At 33.5% G+C, this 18,872-nt stretch carries 16 protein-coding genes; 11 read left to right on the top strand and 5 right to left on the bottom strand.

The genetic code is table 11. From position 1 onward, the window contains the following. Positions 1–189: 189 nt before the first annotated feature. On the bottom strand, positions 190–1,968 hold the full coding sequence (gene rpsA, locus AAEO59_RS12755) for a 30S ribosomal protein S1 (RefSeq protein WP_341701133.1): 1,779 nt from the start codon (positions 1,966–1,968) through the stop codon (positions 190–192). 486 nt (positions 1,969–2,454) lie between these two features. Here rpsA and AAEO59_RS12750 point away from each other — a divergent pair, with 486 nt between their 5' ends. The 4 genes from AAEO59_RS12750 to AAEO59_RS12735 all read left to right on the top strand — a co-directional run bounded on the left by AAEO59_RS12750 (position 2,455) and on the right by AAEO59_RS12735 (position 7,655). Continuing rightward, positions 2,455–2,859 carry a hypothetical protein gene (locus AAEO59_RS12750; RefSeq protein WP_341701132.1) on the top strand — a complete coding sequence of 135 codons (405 nt, stop codon included), beginning with the start codon at positions 2,455–2,457 and terminating at the stop codon, positions 2,857–2,859. Between the two features lie 324 nt (positions 2,860–3,183). Next, positions 3,184–3,621 carry an Hsp20/alpha crystallin family protein gene (locus tag AAEO59_RS12745; RefSeq protein ID WP_341701131.1) on the top strand — a complete coding sequence of 146 codons (438 nt, stop codon included), beginning with the start codon at positions 3,184–3,186 and terminating at the stop codon, positions 3,619–3,621. Between the two features lie 432 nt (positions 3,622–4,053). Further along, complete coding sequence (locus AAEO59_RS12740) at positions 4,054–6,498, top strand: TonB-dependent siderophore receptor (RefSeq protein ID WP_341701130.1); 2,445 nt, start codon at positions 4,054–4,056, stop codon at positions 6,496–6,498. Between the two features lie 47 nt (positions 6,499–6,545). Continuing rightward, positions 6,546–7,655, top strand: a complete 1,110-nt coding sequence (locus AAEO59_RS12735) for a PepSY-associated TM helix domain-containing protein (protein WP_341701129.1) — start codon at positions 6,546–6,548, stop codon at positions 7,653–7,655. Between the two features lie 44 nt (positions 7,656–7,699). Here AAEO59_RS12735 and cmk read toward each other — a convergent pair whose 3' ends face one another. Together cmk and AAEO59_RS12725 are read right to left on the bottom strand one after the other, a co-directional pair. After that, positions 7,700–8,389 (bottom strand): (d)CMP kinase, encoded by a 690-nt coding sequence (gene cmk / locus AAEO59_RS12730; protein ID WP_341701128.1) that lies wholly within the window; start codon positions 8,387–8,389, stop codon positions 7,700–7,702. Positions 8,390–8,532: 143 nt separating this feature from the next. Further along, entirely contained in the window at positions 8,533–10,788 is a 2,256-nt protein-coding gene (locus AAEO59_RS12725) for a M1 family metallopeptidase (RefSeq protein ID WP_341701127.1), read from the bottom strand. Between the two features lie 142 nt (positions 10,789–10,930). Here AAEO59_RS12725 and AAEO59_RS12720 point away from each other — a divergent pair, with 142 nt between their 5' ends. Then, positions 10,931–11,779, top strand: coding sequence for an aldose 1-epimerase family protein (locus tag AAEO59_RS12720; protein ID WP_341701126.1), 849 nt, complete (start codon positions 10,931–10,933; stop codon positions 11,777–11,779). On the opposite strand, the gene AAEO59_RS12715 is transcribed toward AAEO59_RS12720, so the two are convergent. Continuing rightward, on the bottom strand, positions 11,776–12,003 hold the full coding sequence (locus AAEO59_RS12715) for a VF530 family protein (RefSeq protein WP_341701125.1): 228 nt from the start codon (positions 12,001–12,003) through the stop codon (positions 11,776–11,778). The genes AAEO59_RS12720 and AAEO59_RS12715 overlap by 4 nt on opposite strands. 69 nt (positions 12,004–12,072) lie before the next feature. Here AAEO59_RS12715 and smpB point away from each other — a divergent pair, with 69 nt between their 5' ends. Beyond that, a complete protein-coding gene (gene smpB, locus AAEO59_RS12710; protein WP_341701124.1) occupies positions 12,073–12,534 on the top strand; it encodes an SsrA-binding protein SmpB in 462 nt (153 codons plus the stop codon). Positions 12,535–12,615: 81 nt separating this feature from the next. Further along, complete coding sequence (locus AAEO59_RS12705; protein WP_341701123.1) at positions 12,616–14,043, top strand: L-serine ammonia-lyase; 1,428 nt, start codon at positions 12,616–12,618, stop codon at positions 14,041–14,043. Here the strand turns inward: AAEO59_RS12705 and AAEO59_RS12700 are convergent. Continuing rightward, a complete protein-coding gene (locus tag AAEO59_RS12700; RefSeq protein WP_341701122.1) occupies positions 14,040–14,681 on the bottom strand; it encodes a protein-L-isoaspartate(D-aspartate) O-methyltransferase in 642 nt (213 codons plus the stop codon). The genes AAEO59_RS12705 and AAEO59_RS12700 overlap by 4 nt on opposite strands. A 123-nt stretch (positions 14,682–14,804) precedes the next feature. Between AAEO59_RS12700 and AAEO59_RS12695 the strand changes: the two genes are divergently transcribed. The 4 genes from AAEO59_RS12695 (at position 14,805) to AAEO59_RS12680 (ending at position 18,854) form a co-directional block, all read left to right on the top strand. Beyond that, a complete protein-coding gene (locus AAEO59_RS12695) occupies positions 14,805–15,770 on the top strand; it encodes a Gfo/Idh/MocA family protein (protein ID WP_341701121.1) in 966 nt (321 codons plus the stop codon). An 82-nt stretch (positions 15,771–15,852) separates the two neighbouring features. Continuing rightward, the gene (locus AAEO59_RS12690; protein WP_341701120.1) at positions 15,853–16,740 is read left to right on the top strand and encodes a 3-hydroxyacyl-CoA dehydrogenase family protein; all 888 of its coding nucleotides are present in this window, start codon (positions 15,853–15,855) and stop codon (positions 16,738–16,740) included. A gap of 28 nt (positions 16,741–16,768) precedes the next feature. Beyond that, positions 16,769–17,428, top strand: a complete 660-nt coding sequence (locus AAEO59_RS12685; RefSeq protein WP_341701119.1) for a YggS family pyridoxal phosphate-dependent enzyme — start codon at positions 16,769–16,771, stop codon at positions 17,426–17,428. A 64-nt stretch (positions 17,429–17,492) separates the two neighbouring features. Next, on the top strand, positions 17,493–18,854 hold the full coding sequence (locus AAEO59_RS12680; RefSeq protein ID WP_341701118.1) for an exonuclease domain-containing protein: 1,362 nt from the start codon (positions 17,493–17,495) through the stop codon (positions 18,852–18,854). Positions 18,855–18,872 lie beyond the last annotated feature (18 nt).

Below are 18,872 nucleotides of genomic sequence, written 5' to 3'. Positions count from 1 at the left end.
TGGCATCACACTATAAAAGAAAACCCCGTTTTTGACTCCTTTTGAGCAATTTCGGGGTTTGTTTCTTCTAATATAATACCTATTTTTATGAAAAACAATAGATTGAGGTATTATGAATATGCCAAAATAATAACCCCAAAAAAAAAGTCCCGATTACTCGGGACTTTAATTTATAAAACTTGAGAATGATTATTTTTTCTCAGATTTTTCCATTTTAGCTTTCAAAGCAGCTAACACATCATTGTTATCTCCTAAAGTAGCAGCAGGTGCATTAGTAGAAGTAGCAGATGCATTATTATCAGCAGCAGCTTTCACGTTTTTCTCTTCTTCTTCACGGAAGATAGCAGTGTGAGAAGCAACTACTCTTTTGAATTCTTTGTTGAATTCAATTACTTTGAAATCAGCAGATTCACCTTTTTTCAATTTCTTACCGTCTTCTTTTTCTAAGTGACGAGTAGGAATGAAAGCAACGATATCTTCACCAAATTCTACAGTAGCTCCTTTGTCAACGATTTCAGAAATCTCACCATTATGGATAGTTCCTACAGCGAAAGCTTCTTCATATTTATCCCAAGGATTAGCAGTAGTTTGTTTGTGACCTAAAGATAATTTACGTCCGTCAACATCTAATTCTAATACAACAACATCTAATTTCTCACCTACGTTTACAAATTCAGATGGGTGTTTGATTTTCTTAGTCCAAGATAAATCAGATATATAGATTAATCCGTCGATTCCTTCTTCTAATTCAACGAAAATTCCAAAGTTTGTAAAGTTTCTAACGATACCTGTGTGTTTAGAACCTACTGGGTATTTAGAAGTAATATCAGTCCAAGGATCTTGAGTTAATTGTTTGATACCTAAAGACATTTTACGATCGTCTCTGTCAAGAGTTAAGATAACTGCTTCAACCTCATCACCTACTTTTACGAAATCTTGAGCAGAACGTAAGTGAGTAGACCATGACATTTCAGAAACGTGGATTAAACCTTCAACACCTTCAGCAACTTCGATAAATGCACCGTAATCAGCGATTACAACTACTTTACCTTTTACTTTATCACCTACAGTTAAGTTAGCATCTAATGCATCCCATGGGTGAGCATTTAATTGTTTCAATCCTAATTGAATTCTTGTTTTCTCATCATCGAAATCAAGGATTACAACATTTAATTTTTGGTCTAATTCAAGAACTTCAGATGGGTGGTTGATTCTTGACCAAGATAAGTCAGTGATGTGGATTAATCCATCAACACCACCTAAGTCAATAAACACACCGTAAGAAGTAATGTTTTTAACAACACCTTCTAATACTTGTCCTTTTTGTAATTGACCGATGATTTCTTTTTTCTGTACCTCGATATCAGCTTCGATAAGCGCTTTGTGAGATACAACAACATTTTTGAATTCGTGGTTGATTTTTACCACTTTGAATTCCATAGTTTTGTTTACGTAAACATCGTAATCTCTAATTGGTTTAACATCAATTTGAGATCCTGGCAAGAACGCTTCGATTCCGAATACGTCTACGATCATACCACCTTTAGTTCTGCATTTAACGAAACCATTAACGATTTCTCCCGTTTCATTAGCAGCAATAACTCTATCCCATGATTTGATTGTACGTGCTTTTCTGTGAGACAATACTAATTGACCTGTTTTATCCTCACGGATGTCGATTAATACTTCTACTTTATCTCCAACTTTTAAGTTAGGGTTGTAACGAAATTCGTTTAAAGAGATAACACCTTCAGATTTAGCATTGATATCAACGATTACGTCTCTATCAGTAATTCTTACAACAACTCCTTCTACTACTTCTTCTTGGTCAGTAGAGATGAAAGTTTTAGATACTAATTCTTCGAATTCTTGTAAGTTTTTCTCATCAACTGCATCAATACCTTCTTCGAAATTGTGCCAGTTAAAATTTGCTAAAAACTCTTCTTGTGATTTTAATTGTTCAGACATGCTGATTAAAAATTTGTATTCTGTGTTCGCTTGAGCTTCTTAATGTGATAGAAAACTACAGAAGTGTTTATATAAATAGTTGATACCTAAAGGAAACTCTTATTCACCAAAAGGTGCGCAAAATTAAAACATTTATTTGTAACCACAAAACAAATCAAACTGATAATCACTAAGTAAACTAAATAATAAGCTAAACAGCGATTTTTATTGGTTTTTGAAGCAGAAAGTATTGATTTCTATAAGAACTTCCCTCCTGCTGTCCGCTCTATCTCTTGTCTCATCCAAAAGACGAGACAAGAGGATGCCACTTCCATCAGGGCTATTTAGAGCGTTTCATTCCCAAAATTTCTTTTGTAAAGATATTTTGATATATTTGAAAAGAAAAGAACTTCGCCAATCTACCTGATTTCGGGTGCATATACAAAGTTTGTTTCACCTATATACAAGTTATGCCTCAGTTTACAGAACCAAAACACCGACAGAAATATGAATAACAATGAAGTTAAAAACCATTTGATATTTTTCAAACAGAACATTGTCAATTTAAGAGACCAAGATTTATACCCAAAAATAGACAGATATTTTGACAGAACTTTGTTTATACAAAATATTGACTTTTTAGAAAGAAATAATTTGATAGTTGAAGACGATAATCGAGATTCTATATACTCCATAACCGACAAAGGAGAAGCTTTTTTAAAGCAAATAATTGAAGAAGATAAATATCTTGCCGAAAAAGAAAGAATAGAATTTGAAAAATCGAAAATAGATTTAGACCTAGCACAAAAAATGCTTAAAGAATATCCATACACAAAATGGTTTGCTAGAATTAGTATTTTCATTGCAGTAGTTTTAGCAATTTTAGAAATAATACAATGGAAAGACAAATAACTGAACTCACGCTGCCACAAGAATCCTTTCGTGTGGTAATTAAACATAATTATTAAAACTTAATGAGATCCTTCCTTCGTCAGGATGACAAGTTTGCGATAAAAAAAAGCCCTTCAAAATATCCTGACTTCAAAATACAAACTACTAAAAAACAACCATCCCAAAACTGAAAATTTGACATTTCTTTCTTAAAAATTAATAAAATTTTCAGAAACAAAATCATATCAAAAAACACAACAACTAACTTATTGTCAGTTTATTCCAAATGGTATTTTCTTTGTTATTCAATTATAAAAAGATTGTTTAACTTAAAATTTTATTATTATGACAGTTGTTAGATATCAAAACCAATGGCCTAGTTTATTTGACAGATTTTTTAATAATGATTTTGAAAGTTGGAATAGAGACAATTTTTCAATAACCAACACTACTTTACCTTCTTTAAACATAAAGGAAAACAAAGATTCTTTTTTTGTAGAAGTAGCTGCTCCGGGATTTGAAAAATCAGATTTCAAAATTGAACTGAATAATGATTTATTAACCGTTTCTTCTGAAAAAAAACTAAACAATGAAGTCAAAGACGGAGAGCGAATTACCAAACAAGAATTCAGCTACCAGTCTTTCAGCCGCTCCTTTACACTCCCTGAATTGGTAGATGAAGAAAAAATCTCAGCCAAATACGAAAACGGAATTTTGGCAATCAACATCCCGAAAAGAGAAGCCGCAAAACCAAAATCTCCAAAATTAATTGACATCAAATAACAGTTAACTTAAAAAACACTCAAAGAGGTTATCGATTAAAAGATAACCTCTTTTTTTTATGTCCCTGACCAAAATATTCTTTTTAAGAATTACATAAATCATCTTATGCAATACGTCTAATAATCAACAGCTCTAACCGACTATACAACAGCAATATATATAAGTAACCCGTTGGGTGAAATTATTAAAAAACGTTAGTTCGAGTGTTTTTTGTATAGTGAAACGGAACAAAAAATGTATCGAGAACCGTTTTTAATGAAATTTTTCTTGTTCTCGATACGATTTTCTGTCGAAAATCACTCGAACTGACGAAAAATTTTCATCAAAAACTAGTTTCACCCAACGGGTTATATAAGTATAAAAAAATTATCTGTTTTTTATTTGTATTTATTCTAAATAAAAATAACTTTACAAAAAATTAATATTTCTACCATGAGAAAAATTTGCATTATAGCCCTATTAAGTCTTACCACAATAGTAAGCGCACAAAGTGGTTCAGTAAAAGGAAAGATACGAACCGAAAACACTCCGGATTATTTATTTTCGACCGTTATAATTAAAGAAAACAATCGTCAGGCAGATGCTGATAAAAATGGAAATTATGAACTTAAAAATTTAAATTCCGGAACCTATACCTTACTTTTTACAGCTTTAGGATACATTAGTCAGGAAAAAAAAGTCACCTTAACCGAAAACGAAAATACAATCATTAATGTTACTTTGAAAGAAAACATTAATGCTTTACAAACGGTGGAAATTATCGGTAGAAAAGAAAAGTCATATAAAAATACCCGTTCTTTTATTGGTGCAAAAACTGAAATTGCATTAAAAGACCTGCCACAATCCGTTTCTTATGCGACAAAAGAACTAATTGCCGATCAGGGAACGATGCGTGTGGGCGAATTAGTTAAAAATTTTAGTGGCGTAACACAATTCACCTTTTACGATGATATTTCTATCAGAGGATTTAGAATCAACGGACAAAGCAACACCCAGTTATTAAACGGATTACGAACTTCTACCGGTTTCTGGAAACAGCCCTTAACCAATTACCTTGAACGTGTAGAGGTTTTAAAAGGTCCTTCTTCTGCCCTTTTCGGAAATGCTTCTCCGGGTGGTGTGGTGAACAGAGTTACTAAAAAACCATTGGATCAGGCTGCTAATAGCATCAGTTTTTCAACCGGAAGTTTTAATACCCTAAGAGCTTTAGGTGATTTTACGGGACCACTTAATGAGGATAAAACACTTTTATACCGCTTGAACATTGGTTACGAAAATGCCAACTCATTTAGAGATTTACAATTTGACAAGAACATCGTTATTGCTCCTTCTTTTTCATTCCTGCCTAACGACAAAACACGTGTGAACTTTGATTTAATTTACAACAGTTCCAAAAGTATTCTGGACAGAGGACAATCAACCTATGAAAATGATTTGTACTCTACCAATATTAGACAATCTCTCAATGCAGCAAACGACTACCTTAATGAAGAAACCTATATTCTTACCACTTCATTAAATCATCAATTTAATGACAAACTTTCCTTTTCGGCTTCCTATATAAGAACAGGATACAACGAGGATTTATTGGAACACCGCGGAGCCAATAAATATGCGGTAGATGGTGATGGTAATTCTATCCCAACTTCGATTGAAATGCAGGTTTTTATGAGAAAACGTAAAAGATATATCGATAACATTTCTAACTTTTTTGTTTACAAAACTAAAACTGGAATACTGGATCACAACTTAGTTTTAGGTTTTGATTATGCACAAGAAGAACTTCCTGCTGGTGCTTCTCAAATGGAAGCAAAAGGCTATCGAAATGCTACAAATACTGGTGCGATCAACACCTATAATCCTAATAATAAAAGTGCTTATTTATTAGATGCTAATGGAAATCCAGTTCCTAATGTCGCTCATTTCGATTTGACTAACCCATTGGGTTCACAGCAACTTAAAGACATGAGCAAATATTTTTATACTAACAGAGCCTTCGACCCTACTTTTTATTCTACTTATGGAATCTATTTGCAGGATCAAATAAAACTAGGTCCACTGAAAGCCTTACTTGGTGTGCGCTATGACGAATATATTGACAGAGAAAACTACACCAAAGACAACGAAAAGAAAGTAAAACAACATTCCTTTTTGCCACGTGTGGGACTTACCTACACTTTGACACCCAATATTAATTTATACAGTACTTATGTAAAAGGATACAATCCGCAAACGGCATCAATAATTTCAAATCCTAATGCAGGAGGCCCTTTTGATCCCTTGGAAAGCAATATGATTGAATTTGGTGGAAAATCATCATGGTTCAAAGAAAATTTATACGTGACTTTAGCTTTTTATAAAATCAAAGAAAAAAATAGTTTATACAATGCCAATGATTCCAATAATGTGGATCTAATGAGAGCCATTGGTGAACAGGAATCTAAAGGAATTGAAATTGACCTTAATGGTCGAATCACCAATCAATGGAGTATTTCGGCAGCTTACTCATTCAATGAAGCCAGTATTACCGATAGTCCGGTAGCAAGTGAAATAGGCCGACAAAAACCGAACACACCTAAACACCAAGGGAATATTTGGACAAGATATAATTTCACAGAAGGAGCTTTGAAAGATTTTGGATTGGCTTTTGGTTCTAATTTTGTTACCAGACGTAATCTGAGTATTAGTGCTACTCAAACAATTCCGGGTTATACTGTAATGAATGCAGCTTTATATTACACTATTAATAAATTCAAAATTCAGTTGAATGCCAACAATATAATGAACAAAACCTATTGGGTAGGTGGTTACGATTACATTCGCTTATTCCCGGGAGCGCCAAAAAACTGGTTATTAACTTTAGGTTATTCTTTTTAATTGACTTTTATTTGCAATCCCAAAAAAAATTATTCAACAAAATTCGTATGAATAAACAAATCAAAAAAAGCATTGGAAAAATACATTTATGGCTCGGACTTGCGTCCGGGCTTGTTGTATTTATTGTAGCCTTAACAGGAAGTATTTTAGTTTTTGAAGAAGAAATTGATCCCTTCATTCACCCGGAATTTTACAAAGTTGAAACTGTTGGAAAATCCAGAATACCGATTGACTTTGCTATACAATCATTAAGAAAAGAATACGCAACAGATAGTATCAATCGTATTTATACGTTTAATGATCCTGAACGTACCATTCTTGTAATGGGCAAAAATACCAAAGGCAACACTTTCTTTTTTGCTGTTAATCCTTATACCGGAAAAATCGTCAGTAGTATGGAGCAAAAAAAACATTTCTTTTCCATTGTCAATAAATTACATCGCAGTCTTTTACTTGGAGAAACTGGAAAATTCATCACAGGTTGTTCTTGCCTAATTTTTATAATCATACTATTAAGTGGCCTATTTTTATGGTGGCCCAAAAAACTCAAAAACTTAAAACAGCGATTAACAATCAAATGGAATGCTTCTTTCAAGAGAGTCAATTGGGATTTTCATTCCACTATTGGTTTTTATAGTTTTTTATTTTTATTAATTATTGCTCTTACAGGACTAACCTGGTCCTTTAAATGGTTTGAAAACAGTCTCTATTATCTAATGGATGGTGTTGCAAAAAAACCATCTATCAAAGTGGCAAATCCTCCTAAATCAAAGTTACTTTCTGAAGAAACATTTTTCTATCAAGACATTATTGATGAAACCAATAAAATCTATTCGTATCAAGGAAATGTTCAACTAAGAATGCCAAACGATACAATTAATAGCATTTTGGTCACCAAAGAAAATACGGAAAGAACAATACCTAATCAATCCAGTATTGCCTATTTCGACCGATATACGGCTAGAAATATCCAAATAAAACCTTATGAATCCTTCACAAAAGGAGATAAATTAAGAAGACTTATTTACCCCATACACACAGGAAGTATCTATGGTTTACCAACTAAAATTATTGCTTTTTTAGTATGCCTTTTTGCTGCAAGTGCACCAATTACAGGATTTTTAATTTGGTGGGGACGAAAAAGAAAAAAACACTAAAACCTGTTTTCAACTTCTTTGAAGTAAAATCATTTAATAAATTATTAACTGATTTTTTGTTTGACTAAATCCAAAACCAATTCAAATTGTTCTTCCCTGTTTAAATTAGAATTATCAATTTCGATAGCATCATCTGCTTTTACTAATGGCGAATTACTGCGATGGGTATCAATATAGTCACGTTCTTCTACATTTTGAAGTACTTCTTCAAAAGTTACCTGATCCCCTTTTTGAATTAATTCATCATAACGTCTTTGTGCCCGCGTTTGCGCACTGGCAGTCATGTAAATTTTAAGTTCGGCATCCGGAAAAACAACTGTCCCAATATCTCTGCCATCCATCACAATACCTTTGTTTTTACCCATTTGCTGTTGCTGTTCTACCAATTTAGCACGAACCTCCGGAATTTCAGCTACCTTACTCACAAAACTAGAAACTTCAATGGTACGAATTTGCTTTTCGACATTTTCACTATTCAAATACATTTCGGCAAAACCTAATTCAGCATTAAATTGAAATTGCAAAATGATATTTGGTAAACTTACAACCAAGGATTCTTTATCCAAATAATCGGTTTTTATATAGCCTTTTTGCATAGCAAAATAAGCAATAGCGCGATACATGGCTCCTGTATCTACATATACATATCCTAATGATTTAGCTAGTTGTTTAGCTAATGTACTTTTTCCTGTAGAAGAAAATCCGTCAATCGCAATGGTAATCTTTTTATCCAAAATATAATTTTTCTAAGTTGCTTTTTAAAAGCAATAAAAGTACATTTTTTTGAGTTTAGCAAACAAAGTTTTTCAGGATATAATTTTAAACAAAAACGGCTATTGAAATTCTCAATAGCCGTTACTTATACTTAAATTAATAATTATTTCACTTTAGTAAAAGGAATCTTTTGATCTTCACTTACAATTAAGTCAAAACCAGATTTGTCATCTTTAAATTTCAATTTTAAACCTGTTCGTTTAGATTCAAACAAATTCTCTCCTATTGGCTCAACAGTAAAAGTTGCATAATCAGGAATTTCTACATTCAAAAACGTATTCTTTTCAGTGATTGTAATTTTATAAGAAATTCTAGAATTAGAATACACACCTAAATATTCATCAGCTACTATAGCTTTTTCTACAATTCCTTTAGAGGCTGTCCAAACATTATTTGCTTCATTACTATCCGGAAAAACATGCTCTGGATCTAAGGTAATACTTTCTATTTCTTCAGTCGAATTATGTTTAAAAGTCCACTCTATGTTTTTTTGCCAAATTTCTACCGGCAATTTTACTCGGTCTACTTTTCCACTTTTGAATTTAATATCGAGAACAACCGGCATTGGTAATTTTTCGAAATTTTCAATTGTAATAAAAACACCTTTTGAAGGATCGTTTTTCACATATTTAATTCCATTGATCCCCTGATCAAATTTCCAGTTATTATGAAACCAACCTCTCCAAAACCAGCTCAAATCTTCGCCTCCAACATTTTCCATAGTTCTAAAGAAATCATCAGGTGCAGGATGTTTAAATGCCCAACGCTTAATATATGTTCTAAAAGCCAAATCAAAACGCTCTGGCCCTAAAACTTGTTCTCTAAGAATCACCAAACCAGCACTTGGTTTAGAATAACACAACTCACCGATATGAGCTTCTTTCATATTATCAGGAGAAGTCATAATAGGTTCTAATCCTGGGTCAGTATAAATAAGACTTGCCTCATGCATATCTTCTTTTTCGTCTTTATACTCCCCTTTATTAAAATCAACATTACTTAAGGAATTGATAAAAGTATTAAAACCTTCATCTTGCCAGCCAAAAACACGTTCATTTGAACCTACAATCATAGGAAACCAGTTGTGACCAAATTCATGATCAGTTACTCCCCACAAACTTTTACCTTTAGATTTCCAACTACAAAAGACTATTCCCGGATATTCCATTCCGCCTTCATTTCCTGCAACATTTGTAGCAACCGGATAAGTGTATTCAAACCATCTTTTAGAATAATTTTCAATTGAATTTTTAACATATTCAGTGGAACGACTCCAAGCACTTTTTCCAGCGCTTTCTTCAGGATAAACTGAAAGTGCCAATGATTTTTTTCCGCTTGGTAAATTAATTCGGGCACCGTCTAAAATAAAAGCCGCTGATGAAGCCCAGGAAACATCTCTAGCATTTAACAATTTAAACTTCCACGTTTTTACTGCTGAAGCATTATTTTTAGCTGCCAAAACACCTTCTAATGAACGAATCATCACAGTGCTTTCGCTTGCTTTAGCTTCATTATATTTTTTAAATTCTTCCGCCGAAAAAACTTCATTAGCATTTGTCAATTCTCCAGAACATACAACAATATGATTAGATGGTGCTGTAATCGAAATATCAAAATCACCATACTCCAAATAAAACTCTGACGCTCCTAAATAAGGATTTACATTCCATCCCTTAAGATCATCATACACACACATACGTGGATACCATTGCGCAATGGTGAAAATCTTACCATTTTTAGTTTCTAAAACACCTGTTCTATCAGAACCTTCATTTGGAGAAATATAAGAAAACTCGATTTTGAATTCTACTTTTCCCCCTTTTGATTTTAATTCTTCAGGAAGGAAAAGCTGCATACGCGTATCACTTATGATATATTTAGCTTCAACTTCATTAATCCTTTTGTTATCGATTTTAGTTATTTTAACCGATTTGATTTTGTGACCTCCGTCGAAAATTTGCCCTTGACGCCCATTTCTACTACCAATAACAGGAACAACAGCTTCACCGCGAGAATCTCCTCTAAATAAGTTTTGATCTAAATTCAACCACAAAAACGACATGGTATCAGTACTATTATTGGTATACGTAATAATATCTGATGCTGTGATTTCGTTTGTTTTTTCATTCAAAACAGCTGTCAATTTATAATCGGCACGATTTTGCCAATATTCCGCTCCGGGCTGTCCACTGGCTGAACGTGTAGTTGTTCCATTTTTAGTGTAAAAAAATGGTGCAAAAGCATCGCGATAATTATAATTAGAAATTTGTTTTTGAGTAGCATTTTCCTGAGCAATCAATGCAGAACCTCCTAATAAAATTGCTATTTGAAAAACAGCGACCGACTTATTTATCTTCATATATTTACATTTTGTTACAAATAAATAAAAAAAAAGACACATTTGTTGAATAAAAATTAGCTTTAAATTAATTTTAAGATTTATTCTAAAAAATTTTACTGAAATATAATTACATTAGCATTAATATTTTAAAACACCCCCATTGACAACAACAATTTCAAACCAATATCTTACGGCTAAAATCAACCACAAAGGAGCTGAATTATTTTCGCTTAAAACTACAAACACTGAGTATATCTGGGAAGGAAATCCTGCTTTTTGGGGCAAACATTCTCCGGTTTTATTCCCAATTGTAGGCACTCTTAAAAACAACACCTATTCATACAATAACACAAACTATCAATTATCCCGTCATGGTTTTGCTCGTGATATGACTTTTGATTTGATAGAAAAAACAGAAAACAGTGCCACTTTTTCTATTCAATCTTCTCAAGCAACTCTAGCCAATTATCCTTTTCTATTTGAGTTACAAATTGGCTATTCATTAGAGGATAAAAAATTAAATATAACTTACAAAGTAATAAACAAATCTGCTACACAGATGCCATTCTCTATTGGTGCTCATCCTGCATTTGCTTTAGCAGGAAATTTTGAAGATTATCAATTGGTATTTGAAAATGAGGAAGTTTTAGAATACAATTTATTAGAAGACAATTTAATTGTAAATACCACCGAAATTTTAGAAAAGAAAAATAGTCTTGTTCTATTAAACTATAAACTTTTTGAAAATGACGCCTTGATTTTCAAAAATTTAGCTTCTAAAAGCCTAAGCATTTTGCATCATAAAAGACCATTCTTAAGAGTAAACTATCAAGGCTTTCCACACTTAGGAATCTGGACCGTACAAAACGCCCCATTTCTTTGTATTGAACCTTGGTATGGTTATTCTGACACCAGCAAAAGCAATGGAAATCTTTTTGAAAAAGAAGGCATCCAAATATTAGAAGCAAATGGAATTTTTAACTCCAATTTTAGTATTGAAATTATCTAATCAAACTTTGGTAAAGATTTGACATACAACTCTTCTACTTTTTTCCTCGCCCAATCTGTTTTTCTTAAAAAGGTCAAACTAGAATTAACACTTGGGTTATGAGTAAAACAACGTATTGGGATTAATTCTGCCAAAGTATCAAAACCATAAAAAGCAGCTAGTTTTTCTACAATAACTTTTAAAGTTACACCGTGAAGCGGATCATTTGACTTTTGTTTTTCCATAAAAGCAAAAATAATTCAATTTCGCTTAAAAATTGTGGAATTTTGCTAATTGTTTCTACATTTGCAACCATGCTAAAAACAGTCAACATATTAAATAAAAGAGCACGATTTGATTATGAAATAATCGAAAAGTATACTGCTGGAATTGTACTTGCAGGAACTGAAATCAAATCAATCCGTTTGGGAAAAGCCAACATTGCCGAAAGTTTTTGTGAATTTAACGGTAAAAATGAACTCTTTGCTATCAACACTTATATTGAAGAATACGCTTTTGGAAATCAATTTAATCACAAATCCAGAAGTGAGAGAAAACTGCTTTTAAATAAAAGAGAATTAAAAAGTCTTGCCCGAAGTGTTCAGGCAAAAGGTTTGACTATTATCCCATTGCGATTATTTACTAACGAAAAAGGAATTGCCAAACTGGAAATCGGGCTATGTAAGGGTAAGAAGAATTACGACAAACGAGAATCATTAAAAGAACAGGATACGAAACGAGATTTAGACAGGATTAAGAAATCGTTTAACAGCTAAACCTAATTACATAGCTTCTTAAAACAAATCAATATGCTGTCTGGATTAAGTTCCAAATAACCCCAAAAAAAGTTTTGTAATATGGAAGAATGTATTTCGGTTTTTGACATGCTAAAAATAGGTATTGGACCTTCGAGTTCACATACTTTAGGACCTTGGCGAGCCGCCGAACGTTTTTTAAACGAACTAAAAGACCAAAATATTTTCCATTCAGTTACTAAAATAGAAGTCAACCTCTACGGCTCTCTATCATTAACAGGAAAAGGACACGCAACTGACTTAGCCATTATGCTGGGCCTTAGCGGACAAGACCCTGAATACATGCCGGTTAAAAACATCGATTCTATTATTCAGGCTATTCAAGCAGACAAACAACTCCAATTAGGCAACGAATTTTCTATTTCATTCGATGCTTCCGAAGCTATCATTTTCAATAAAGAATTCCTGCCTTTTCATGCCAATGGTATGACCTTAACTGCGTTGACTATAGACCAAAAAAAATACAGCAACACTTATTATTCTATTGGCGGTGGTTTTGTAGTAAATGAAGATATTGATAGTTCAAAAACAAAATTAGATATCAAATGCGCTTTCCCTTTTCAAATTGACAACGCCACACAATTACTACAACATTGTAAATCAGAAAATAAAAAAATCTCTGAGATTGTTTATGAAAATGAAAAATCGATGTTCACAGAGAAAGAAATTCACGATGGATTAATTCGGATTTGGGACACTATGCTGGAATGCATGTATATAGGCTGTCATTCTGAGGGGATTCTACCGGGAGGACTTAATGTCAGGCGTCGTGCTTTTGATATGCACAAAAATCTAATTGGGACAGCTACTTACAATTCGCCACAGAGTTGGCTGGAACAAATCCGATTGACGGAAGTTAAATTCAGACAAATTTTACAATGGGTTAGCTGTTTTGCTCTGGCTGTTAACGAAGTAAATGCTTCTTTAGGTCGAGTAGTTACGGCTCCTACCAATGGAAGTGCTGGTGTTATCCCTGCCGTATTGATGTATTATTTGGTCATTGAAAACCATAAAGCTGGAGAAGAAGAAATCAAACAGTTTTTATTAGTTGCCAGCGAAATTGGAAGTGTTTTCAAGCAAGGTTCAACCATTTCAGCTGCAATGGGTGGTTGTCAGGCCGAAATAGGTGTCTCCTCTTCTATGGCTGCTGCTGCTCTTTGTGAATTGATGGGAGGAACACAGGAACAGGTTTTAATTGCTGCCGAAATTGCCATGGAACATCATTTAGGATTAACCTGCGACCCAATTGGAGGTTTAGTCCAAATTCCATGTATAGAAAGAAATACTATGGGAGCCATTAAAGCCATAAATGCCGCCGAATTAGCCCTTGGCACAGACCCTAAAAACACTAAAGTTCCTTTGGACAAAGTAATCAACACCATGTGGGAAACCGCCAAAGATATGAATACTAAATACAAAGAAACTTCAGAAGGAGGATTAGCTATTGCCGTAAATATGGCGGATTGCTAATTTTTATCTTCTAATAAAGGAACGAAACGAAATTCACCCAATTCATGCTTTTCGAATTGGGTTTCGTTTTTACGAATCAACAAAGTCATGATCTGAATTTCATCACCCACAGGAATGACTAATCGTCCCCCTATTTTTAACTGCGCCATCAAAGGCTGCGGAATAAAAGGTGCTCCAGCAGTAACAATAATACTGTCAAACGGACCGTAAGTGGGTAATCCTTTATAACCATCCCCAAAAGTAAGATGCTTAGGTCTAATTCCTAATTTGGGCAACAAAGCAGATGTTTTTTTAAACAACTCATTCTGCCTTTCCACACTGTATACTTTAGCCCCCATCATACACAAAACAGCCGTTTGATAACCAGAACCTGTACCAATTTCTAAAACCTTATGATCTTTTTTTATTTCCAATAATTGCGATTGAAAAGCTACCGTATAAGGTTGTGAAATAGTTTGACCAGCACCAATAGGAAAAGCCTTATCCTGATAAGCATAATCTTCAAAACTAGAATTCAAAAAAAGGTGTCTTGGAATCTTTTTGATTGCATCAAGAACATTCAAATCAGTAATTCCTTTTTGTTGTAAAGTGCTTACTAATTGATTGCGAAGTCCTTGATGTTTGGCTGTATCTTTCAAAGTTTAGGGTTTATTTTTTGGTAAAAATAACAGTAAAAATTCCAAAATGCAAAACCCAAAATCCATTTCATTTATACTATTATTTTAAATTGAATTTCCTACTTTTGTTAAAAATACATTATCATGCTTAAAGTAGGAGTTTTAGGTGCCGGTCACCTGGGAAAAATTCATTTGCGTTTATTACAACAATCTGAAAAATACGAATTAGTTGGTTTTTATGACGAAAACCAGGAATACGCCGAAAAAATCTCAAAAGAATTTGGATACCAAAACTTCAACACTATTGCAAAACTGATTCATGCTGTAGATGTTATTGATATTGTAACACCTACCCTTTCGCACTACAAATGCGCCAGAGCAGCCATTAAATCAGGGAAACACGTTTTTATCGAAAAACCTATTTCGAACACTATTGAAGAAGCCGAAGAAATTATCGCTTTGGCCAATGAATACAATGTTAAAGGTCAGGTAGGACATGTAGAACGATTCAATCCAGCCTTCATTGCTACTAAAAGCATGATTGAAACCCCAATGTTTATAGAAACCCATCGTTTGGCCGAATTCAACCCTCGAGGTACCGACGTACCAGTTGTTTTAGACTTAATGATTCATGATATTGATGTTATTTTAAGTGTAGTAAAATCTAAGGTGAAAAACATCAGTGCCAGCGGTGTTTCGGTAATCAGTGAAACTCCTGATATTGCCAATGCCCGAATCGAATTTGAGAATGGTTGCGTAGCCAATTTGACTGCCAGTCGTATTTCGATGAAAAATATGCGCAAAACACGTTTTTTTCAAAAAGACGCCTACATCTCGGTTGATTTCTTAGAAAAGAAATGTGAAGTAGTAAAAATGAAAGATGCTCCTGAAGTTCCTGGGGACTTTGATATGATTTTGCAAAATGCCGAAGGTGTCAAAAAACAAATCTATTTTTCGAATCCTGAAGTAACACAAAACAATGCTATTTTGGACGAATTAGAAACATTTGCAGACGCAATTAACAATAATACAACACCAATTGTAACCTTAGATCAGGCTACTGAAGCTTTGAGAGTGGCACATCAAATTATCGCTTGTTTTAAGAAATAATATCATAAATTAGTTTAAAGTTTAAGGTTTAAAGGTGAAACACAACTTTAAACCTTAAACTTTTTTAAATTTAAAGAAAAAAATGAAAATAGTAGCAGTAATAGGTGCAGGAACTATGGGCAACGGAATTGCGCATACTTTTGCACAAAATGGTTTTACGGTTAAATTGATTGATATTTCTGAAGCTGCTTTAGAAAAAGGCATGCATACTATTTTTACCAACCTCGAAAGAATGCAAAACAAAGGAAGCATTACTGCCGAGAACAAAATGAAAACCCTTTCCAATATTATCTGCTACACTGATATTGAAGATGGCGTGGTTGGTGCCGATTTAGTTGTCGAAGCTGCAACTGAAAATCTGGATTTAAAACTTCGAATTTTTAAAAAACTAAACGATTACTGTTCGCACAATACTATTTTCGCCACTAATACTTCCTCGATTTCTATCACACAAATCGCAGCTGTAGTAGCTCATCCGGAACGTGTTATTGGAATGCATTTTATGAATCCAGTACCAATAATGCCTTTAGTAGAAGTTATTAGAGGATACAATACCAGTAATGAAGTCACCGAATTTGTAATGAATTTGGCAGCCAAATTAGGCAAAACTGCTGTGGAAGCTAATGATTATCCCGGTTTTGTTGCCAACAGGATTTTGATGCCCATGATCAACGAAGCCATCGAAACACTTTACAACAAAGTTGCCGGCGTAAGCGAAATTGACAACGTAATGAAACTCGGTATGGCGCATCCTATGGGACCTTTACAATTAGCTGATTTCATCGGTTTAGATGTTTGTCTTTCGATTATGAATGTGCTATATGATGGTTTTAAAAATCCTAAATATGCTCCTTGTCCCCTTTTGGTCAATATGGTCAATGCTAAAAAATTGGGAGTAAAATCAGGAGAAGGATTTTATGATTATTCCGAAAGCAAAAAAGCTGAAAAAGTTGCTAAACAGTTCCTTTAAGACATATCAATAAAACAATTCATTTAAGATGTCAATACAATCTAACTTACATAAAATAAAATCATCTTTACCAGAAAATGTAACTCTGGTTGCAGTTTCTAAAACCAAACCCGTTTCGGATTTAATGGAGGCTTACAATGCTGGTCAACGTATTTTTGGTGAAAATAAAATCCAGGAAATGCTTGAAAAATGGGAAGTCATGCCTAAGGACATTCAATGGCACATGATTGGTCATGTTCAGACGAATAAAGTCAAATTCATGGCTCCATTTGTGAGTTTAATTCACGGAGTGGACAGTTTAAAATTGTTACAGGAAATCAACAAACAAGCCATAAAAAACAACCGTATTATTGACTGCTTATTACAAATACACATTGCCGACGAAGAAACAAAATTCGGATTTGACGAAGAAGAGCTTGAAACTCTTTTAAACGCAACTGAATTTCAGGAAATGAAAAACATTCGTATTTTAGGACTCATGGGAATGGCTACTTTTACCGATAACCAAGAACAAATTCAAAAAGAATTCACCCATTTAAAATCCATTTTTGACAGCATTCAAATGCAAAAAAATTCTACTCTAAACCTCTCAATATTGTCAATGGGAATGTCCGGTGATTATAAATTAGCTATCGAATGTGGGAGTACGATGATTCGCGTTGGAAGCAGCATTTTTGGAAGTAGATAACGATTTAAAGATATTTGATTTCAGTTGTAAACTGAATACTAAAAACTGAATACTGAACACTATTTTGTACGCAATACTAGACATAGAAACCACCGGGGGACAATACAATGAGGAAGGCATTACTGAAATTGCCATCTATAAGTATGACGGACACCAAATTGTAGATCAATTTATCAGTTTGGTCAATCCTGAAATTCCTATCCAACCTTTTGTGGTAAAACTTACCGGCATAAACAACGCTATGTTACGTTCGGCACCTAAATTCTTCGAAGTAGCCAAACGCATTATTGAAATCACAACCGACTGTATCATTGTAGCGCACAATGCTGACTTTGATTATCGTATACTTCGAACTGAATTTAGTCGTTTGGGCTATGATTTTAAAGCCAAAACACTTTGTACTGTCGCCTTATCTCAAAAACTATTACCGGAACAAACATCTCATAGTTTAGGGAAATTAGTCCGCGCTTTGGGAATTCCAATGTCTGACAGACATCGAGCCAGTGGAGACGCTATGGCAACAGTAAAGTTATTCAAAATGCTTTTGGAGAAAGACTTAGAAAAAACCATCATTACCAGTCTCATTAAAACCGAAATCAAAAAAGGAATTGCACCAAAATTATTAGACATTATTGGAAGTTTACCTTCAAAAACTGGGGTTTATTATATTCATAATCAAAACGGAAACATTATTTATATTGGTAAAAGTAACAATATCAAAAAACGACTTAACCAACATTTTACTGGAATTACAAAAAAAAGTAAACGAATTCAAAACGAAGTTTACACTGTAAATTATGAAGAAACGGGAAGTGAATTAATTGCTTTACTAAAAGAAAGCCTCGAAATTAAAATCACCAAACCAATTCTTAATAGAGCACAACGTAAAAACGTCTTCATCTTTGCTCTTTATTTAGAAGTAGATACTAACGGTTACTTAACTTTTAAGTTACAGAAAACTGACGGTAGAAAAAAGGAAATAACCTCATTTGCTTCACTACAGGAAGGAAGAACTTTTTTACATAAAATAACCGAAGAATTTGGACTATGCCAAAAAATTAACGGGCTTTATGACTCCAAAAAAGAATGCTTTCAATACAATTTAAAAGAATGTAATGGTGCTTGCATCAATGAAGAACCTGTAGAAAGTTACAATGAGCGCGTTCAAAAATGCATCCAAAATTTAACTTTTGAAAATAAAAACATGATTATTATTGATCGTGGTCGAAACATAAATGAACGAAGTGCCGTTTTAGTTGAAAACGGACTTTTTAAAGGGTATGCTTTTTTTGATTTAAATTACCAAATAACCAACCCTGATATTTTAAAAAATATCCTCATTCCTATGGAAAACAACAGAGATGTTCAACGCATAATACAAGCTTATATTAGGAAAAAGAAAGTGTTAAAAATCATCTCTTTTTAAGCTTTCGTTCAAGTTAAG

Source organism: Flavobacterium flavipallidum (assembly GCF_038289905.1).
Classification (GTDB): domain Bacteria; phylum Bacteroidota; class Bacteroidia; order Flavobacteriales; family Flavobacteriaceae; genus Flavobacterium; species Flavobacterium flavipallidum.
Note: the sequence above shows the minus strand (reverse complement) of the source record. Positions and strands in the feature narration are given on the sequence as shown.

What these genes read in the sequence shown, in the direction of transcription:
- AAEO59_RS12745 (WP_341701131.1), top strand. Translation starts at nt 3,184, where the DNA reads ATGACAGTTGTTAGATATCAAAACCAATGGCCTAGTTTATTTGACAGA.
- AAEO59_RS12750 (WP_341701132.1), top strand. Translation starts at nt 2,455, where the DNA reads ATGAATAACAATGAAGTTAAAAACCATTTGATATTTTTCAAACAGAAC.
- AAEO59_RS12725 (WP_341701127.1), bottom strand. Translation starts at nt 10,788, where the DNA reads ATGAAGATAAATAAGTCGGTCGCTGTTTTTCAAATAGCAATTTTATTA.
- AAEO59_RS12715 (WP_341701125.1), bottom strand. Translation starts at nt 12,003, where the DNA reads ATGGAAAAACAAAAGTCAAATGATCCGCTTCACGGTGTAACTTTAAAA.
- smpB (WP_341701124.1), top strand. Translation starts at nt 12,073, where the DNA reads ATGCTAAAAACAGTCAACATATTAAATAAAAGAGCACGATTTGATTAT.
- AAEO59_RS12685 (WP_341701119.1), top strand. Translation starts at nt 16,769, where the DNA reads ATGTCAATACAATCTAACTTACATAAAATAAAATCATCTTTACCAGAA.
- AAEO59_RS12740 (WP_341701130.1), top strand. Translation starts at nt 4,054, where the DNA reads ATGAGAAAAATTTGCATTATAGCCCTATTAAGTCTTACCACAATAGTA.
- AAEO59_RS12690 (WP_341701120.1), top strand. Translation starts at nt 15,853, where the DNA reads ATGAAAATAGTAGCAGTAATAGGTGCAGGAACTATGGGCAACGGAATT.
- AAEO59_RS12695 (WP_341701121.1), top strand. Translation starts at nt 14,805, where the DNA reads ATGCTTAAAGTAGGAGTTTTAGGTGCCGGTCACCTGGGAAAAATTCAT.
- AAEO59_RS12735 (WP_341701129.1), top strand. Translation starts at nt 6,546, where the DNA reads ATGAATAAACAAATCAAAAAAAGCATTGGAAAAATACATTTATGGCTC.
- rpsA (WP_341701133.1), bottom strand. Translation starts at nt 1,968, where the DNA reads ATGTCTGAACAATTAAAATCACAAGAAGAGTTTTTAGCAAATTTTAAC.
- AAEO59_RS12705 (WP_341701123.1), top strand. Translation starts at nt 12,616, where the DNA reads ATGGAAGAATGTATTTCGGTTTTTGACATGCTAAAAATAGGTATTGGA.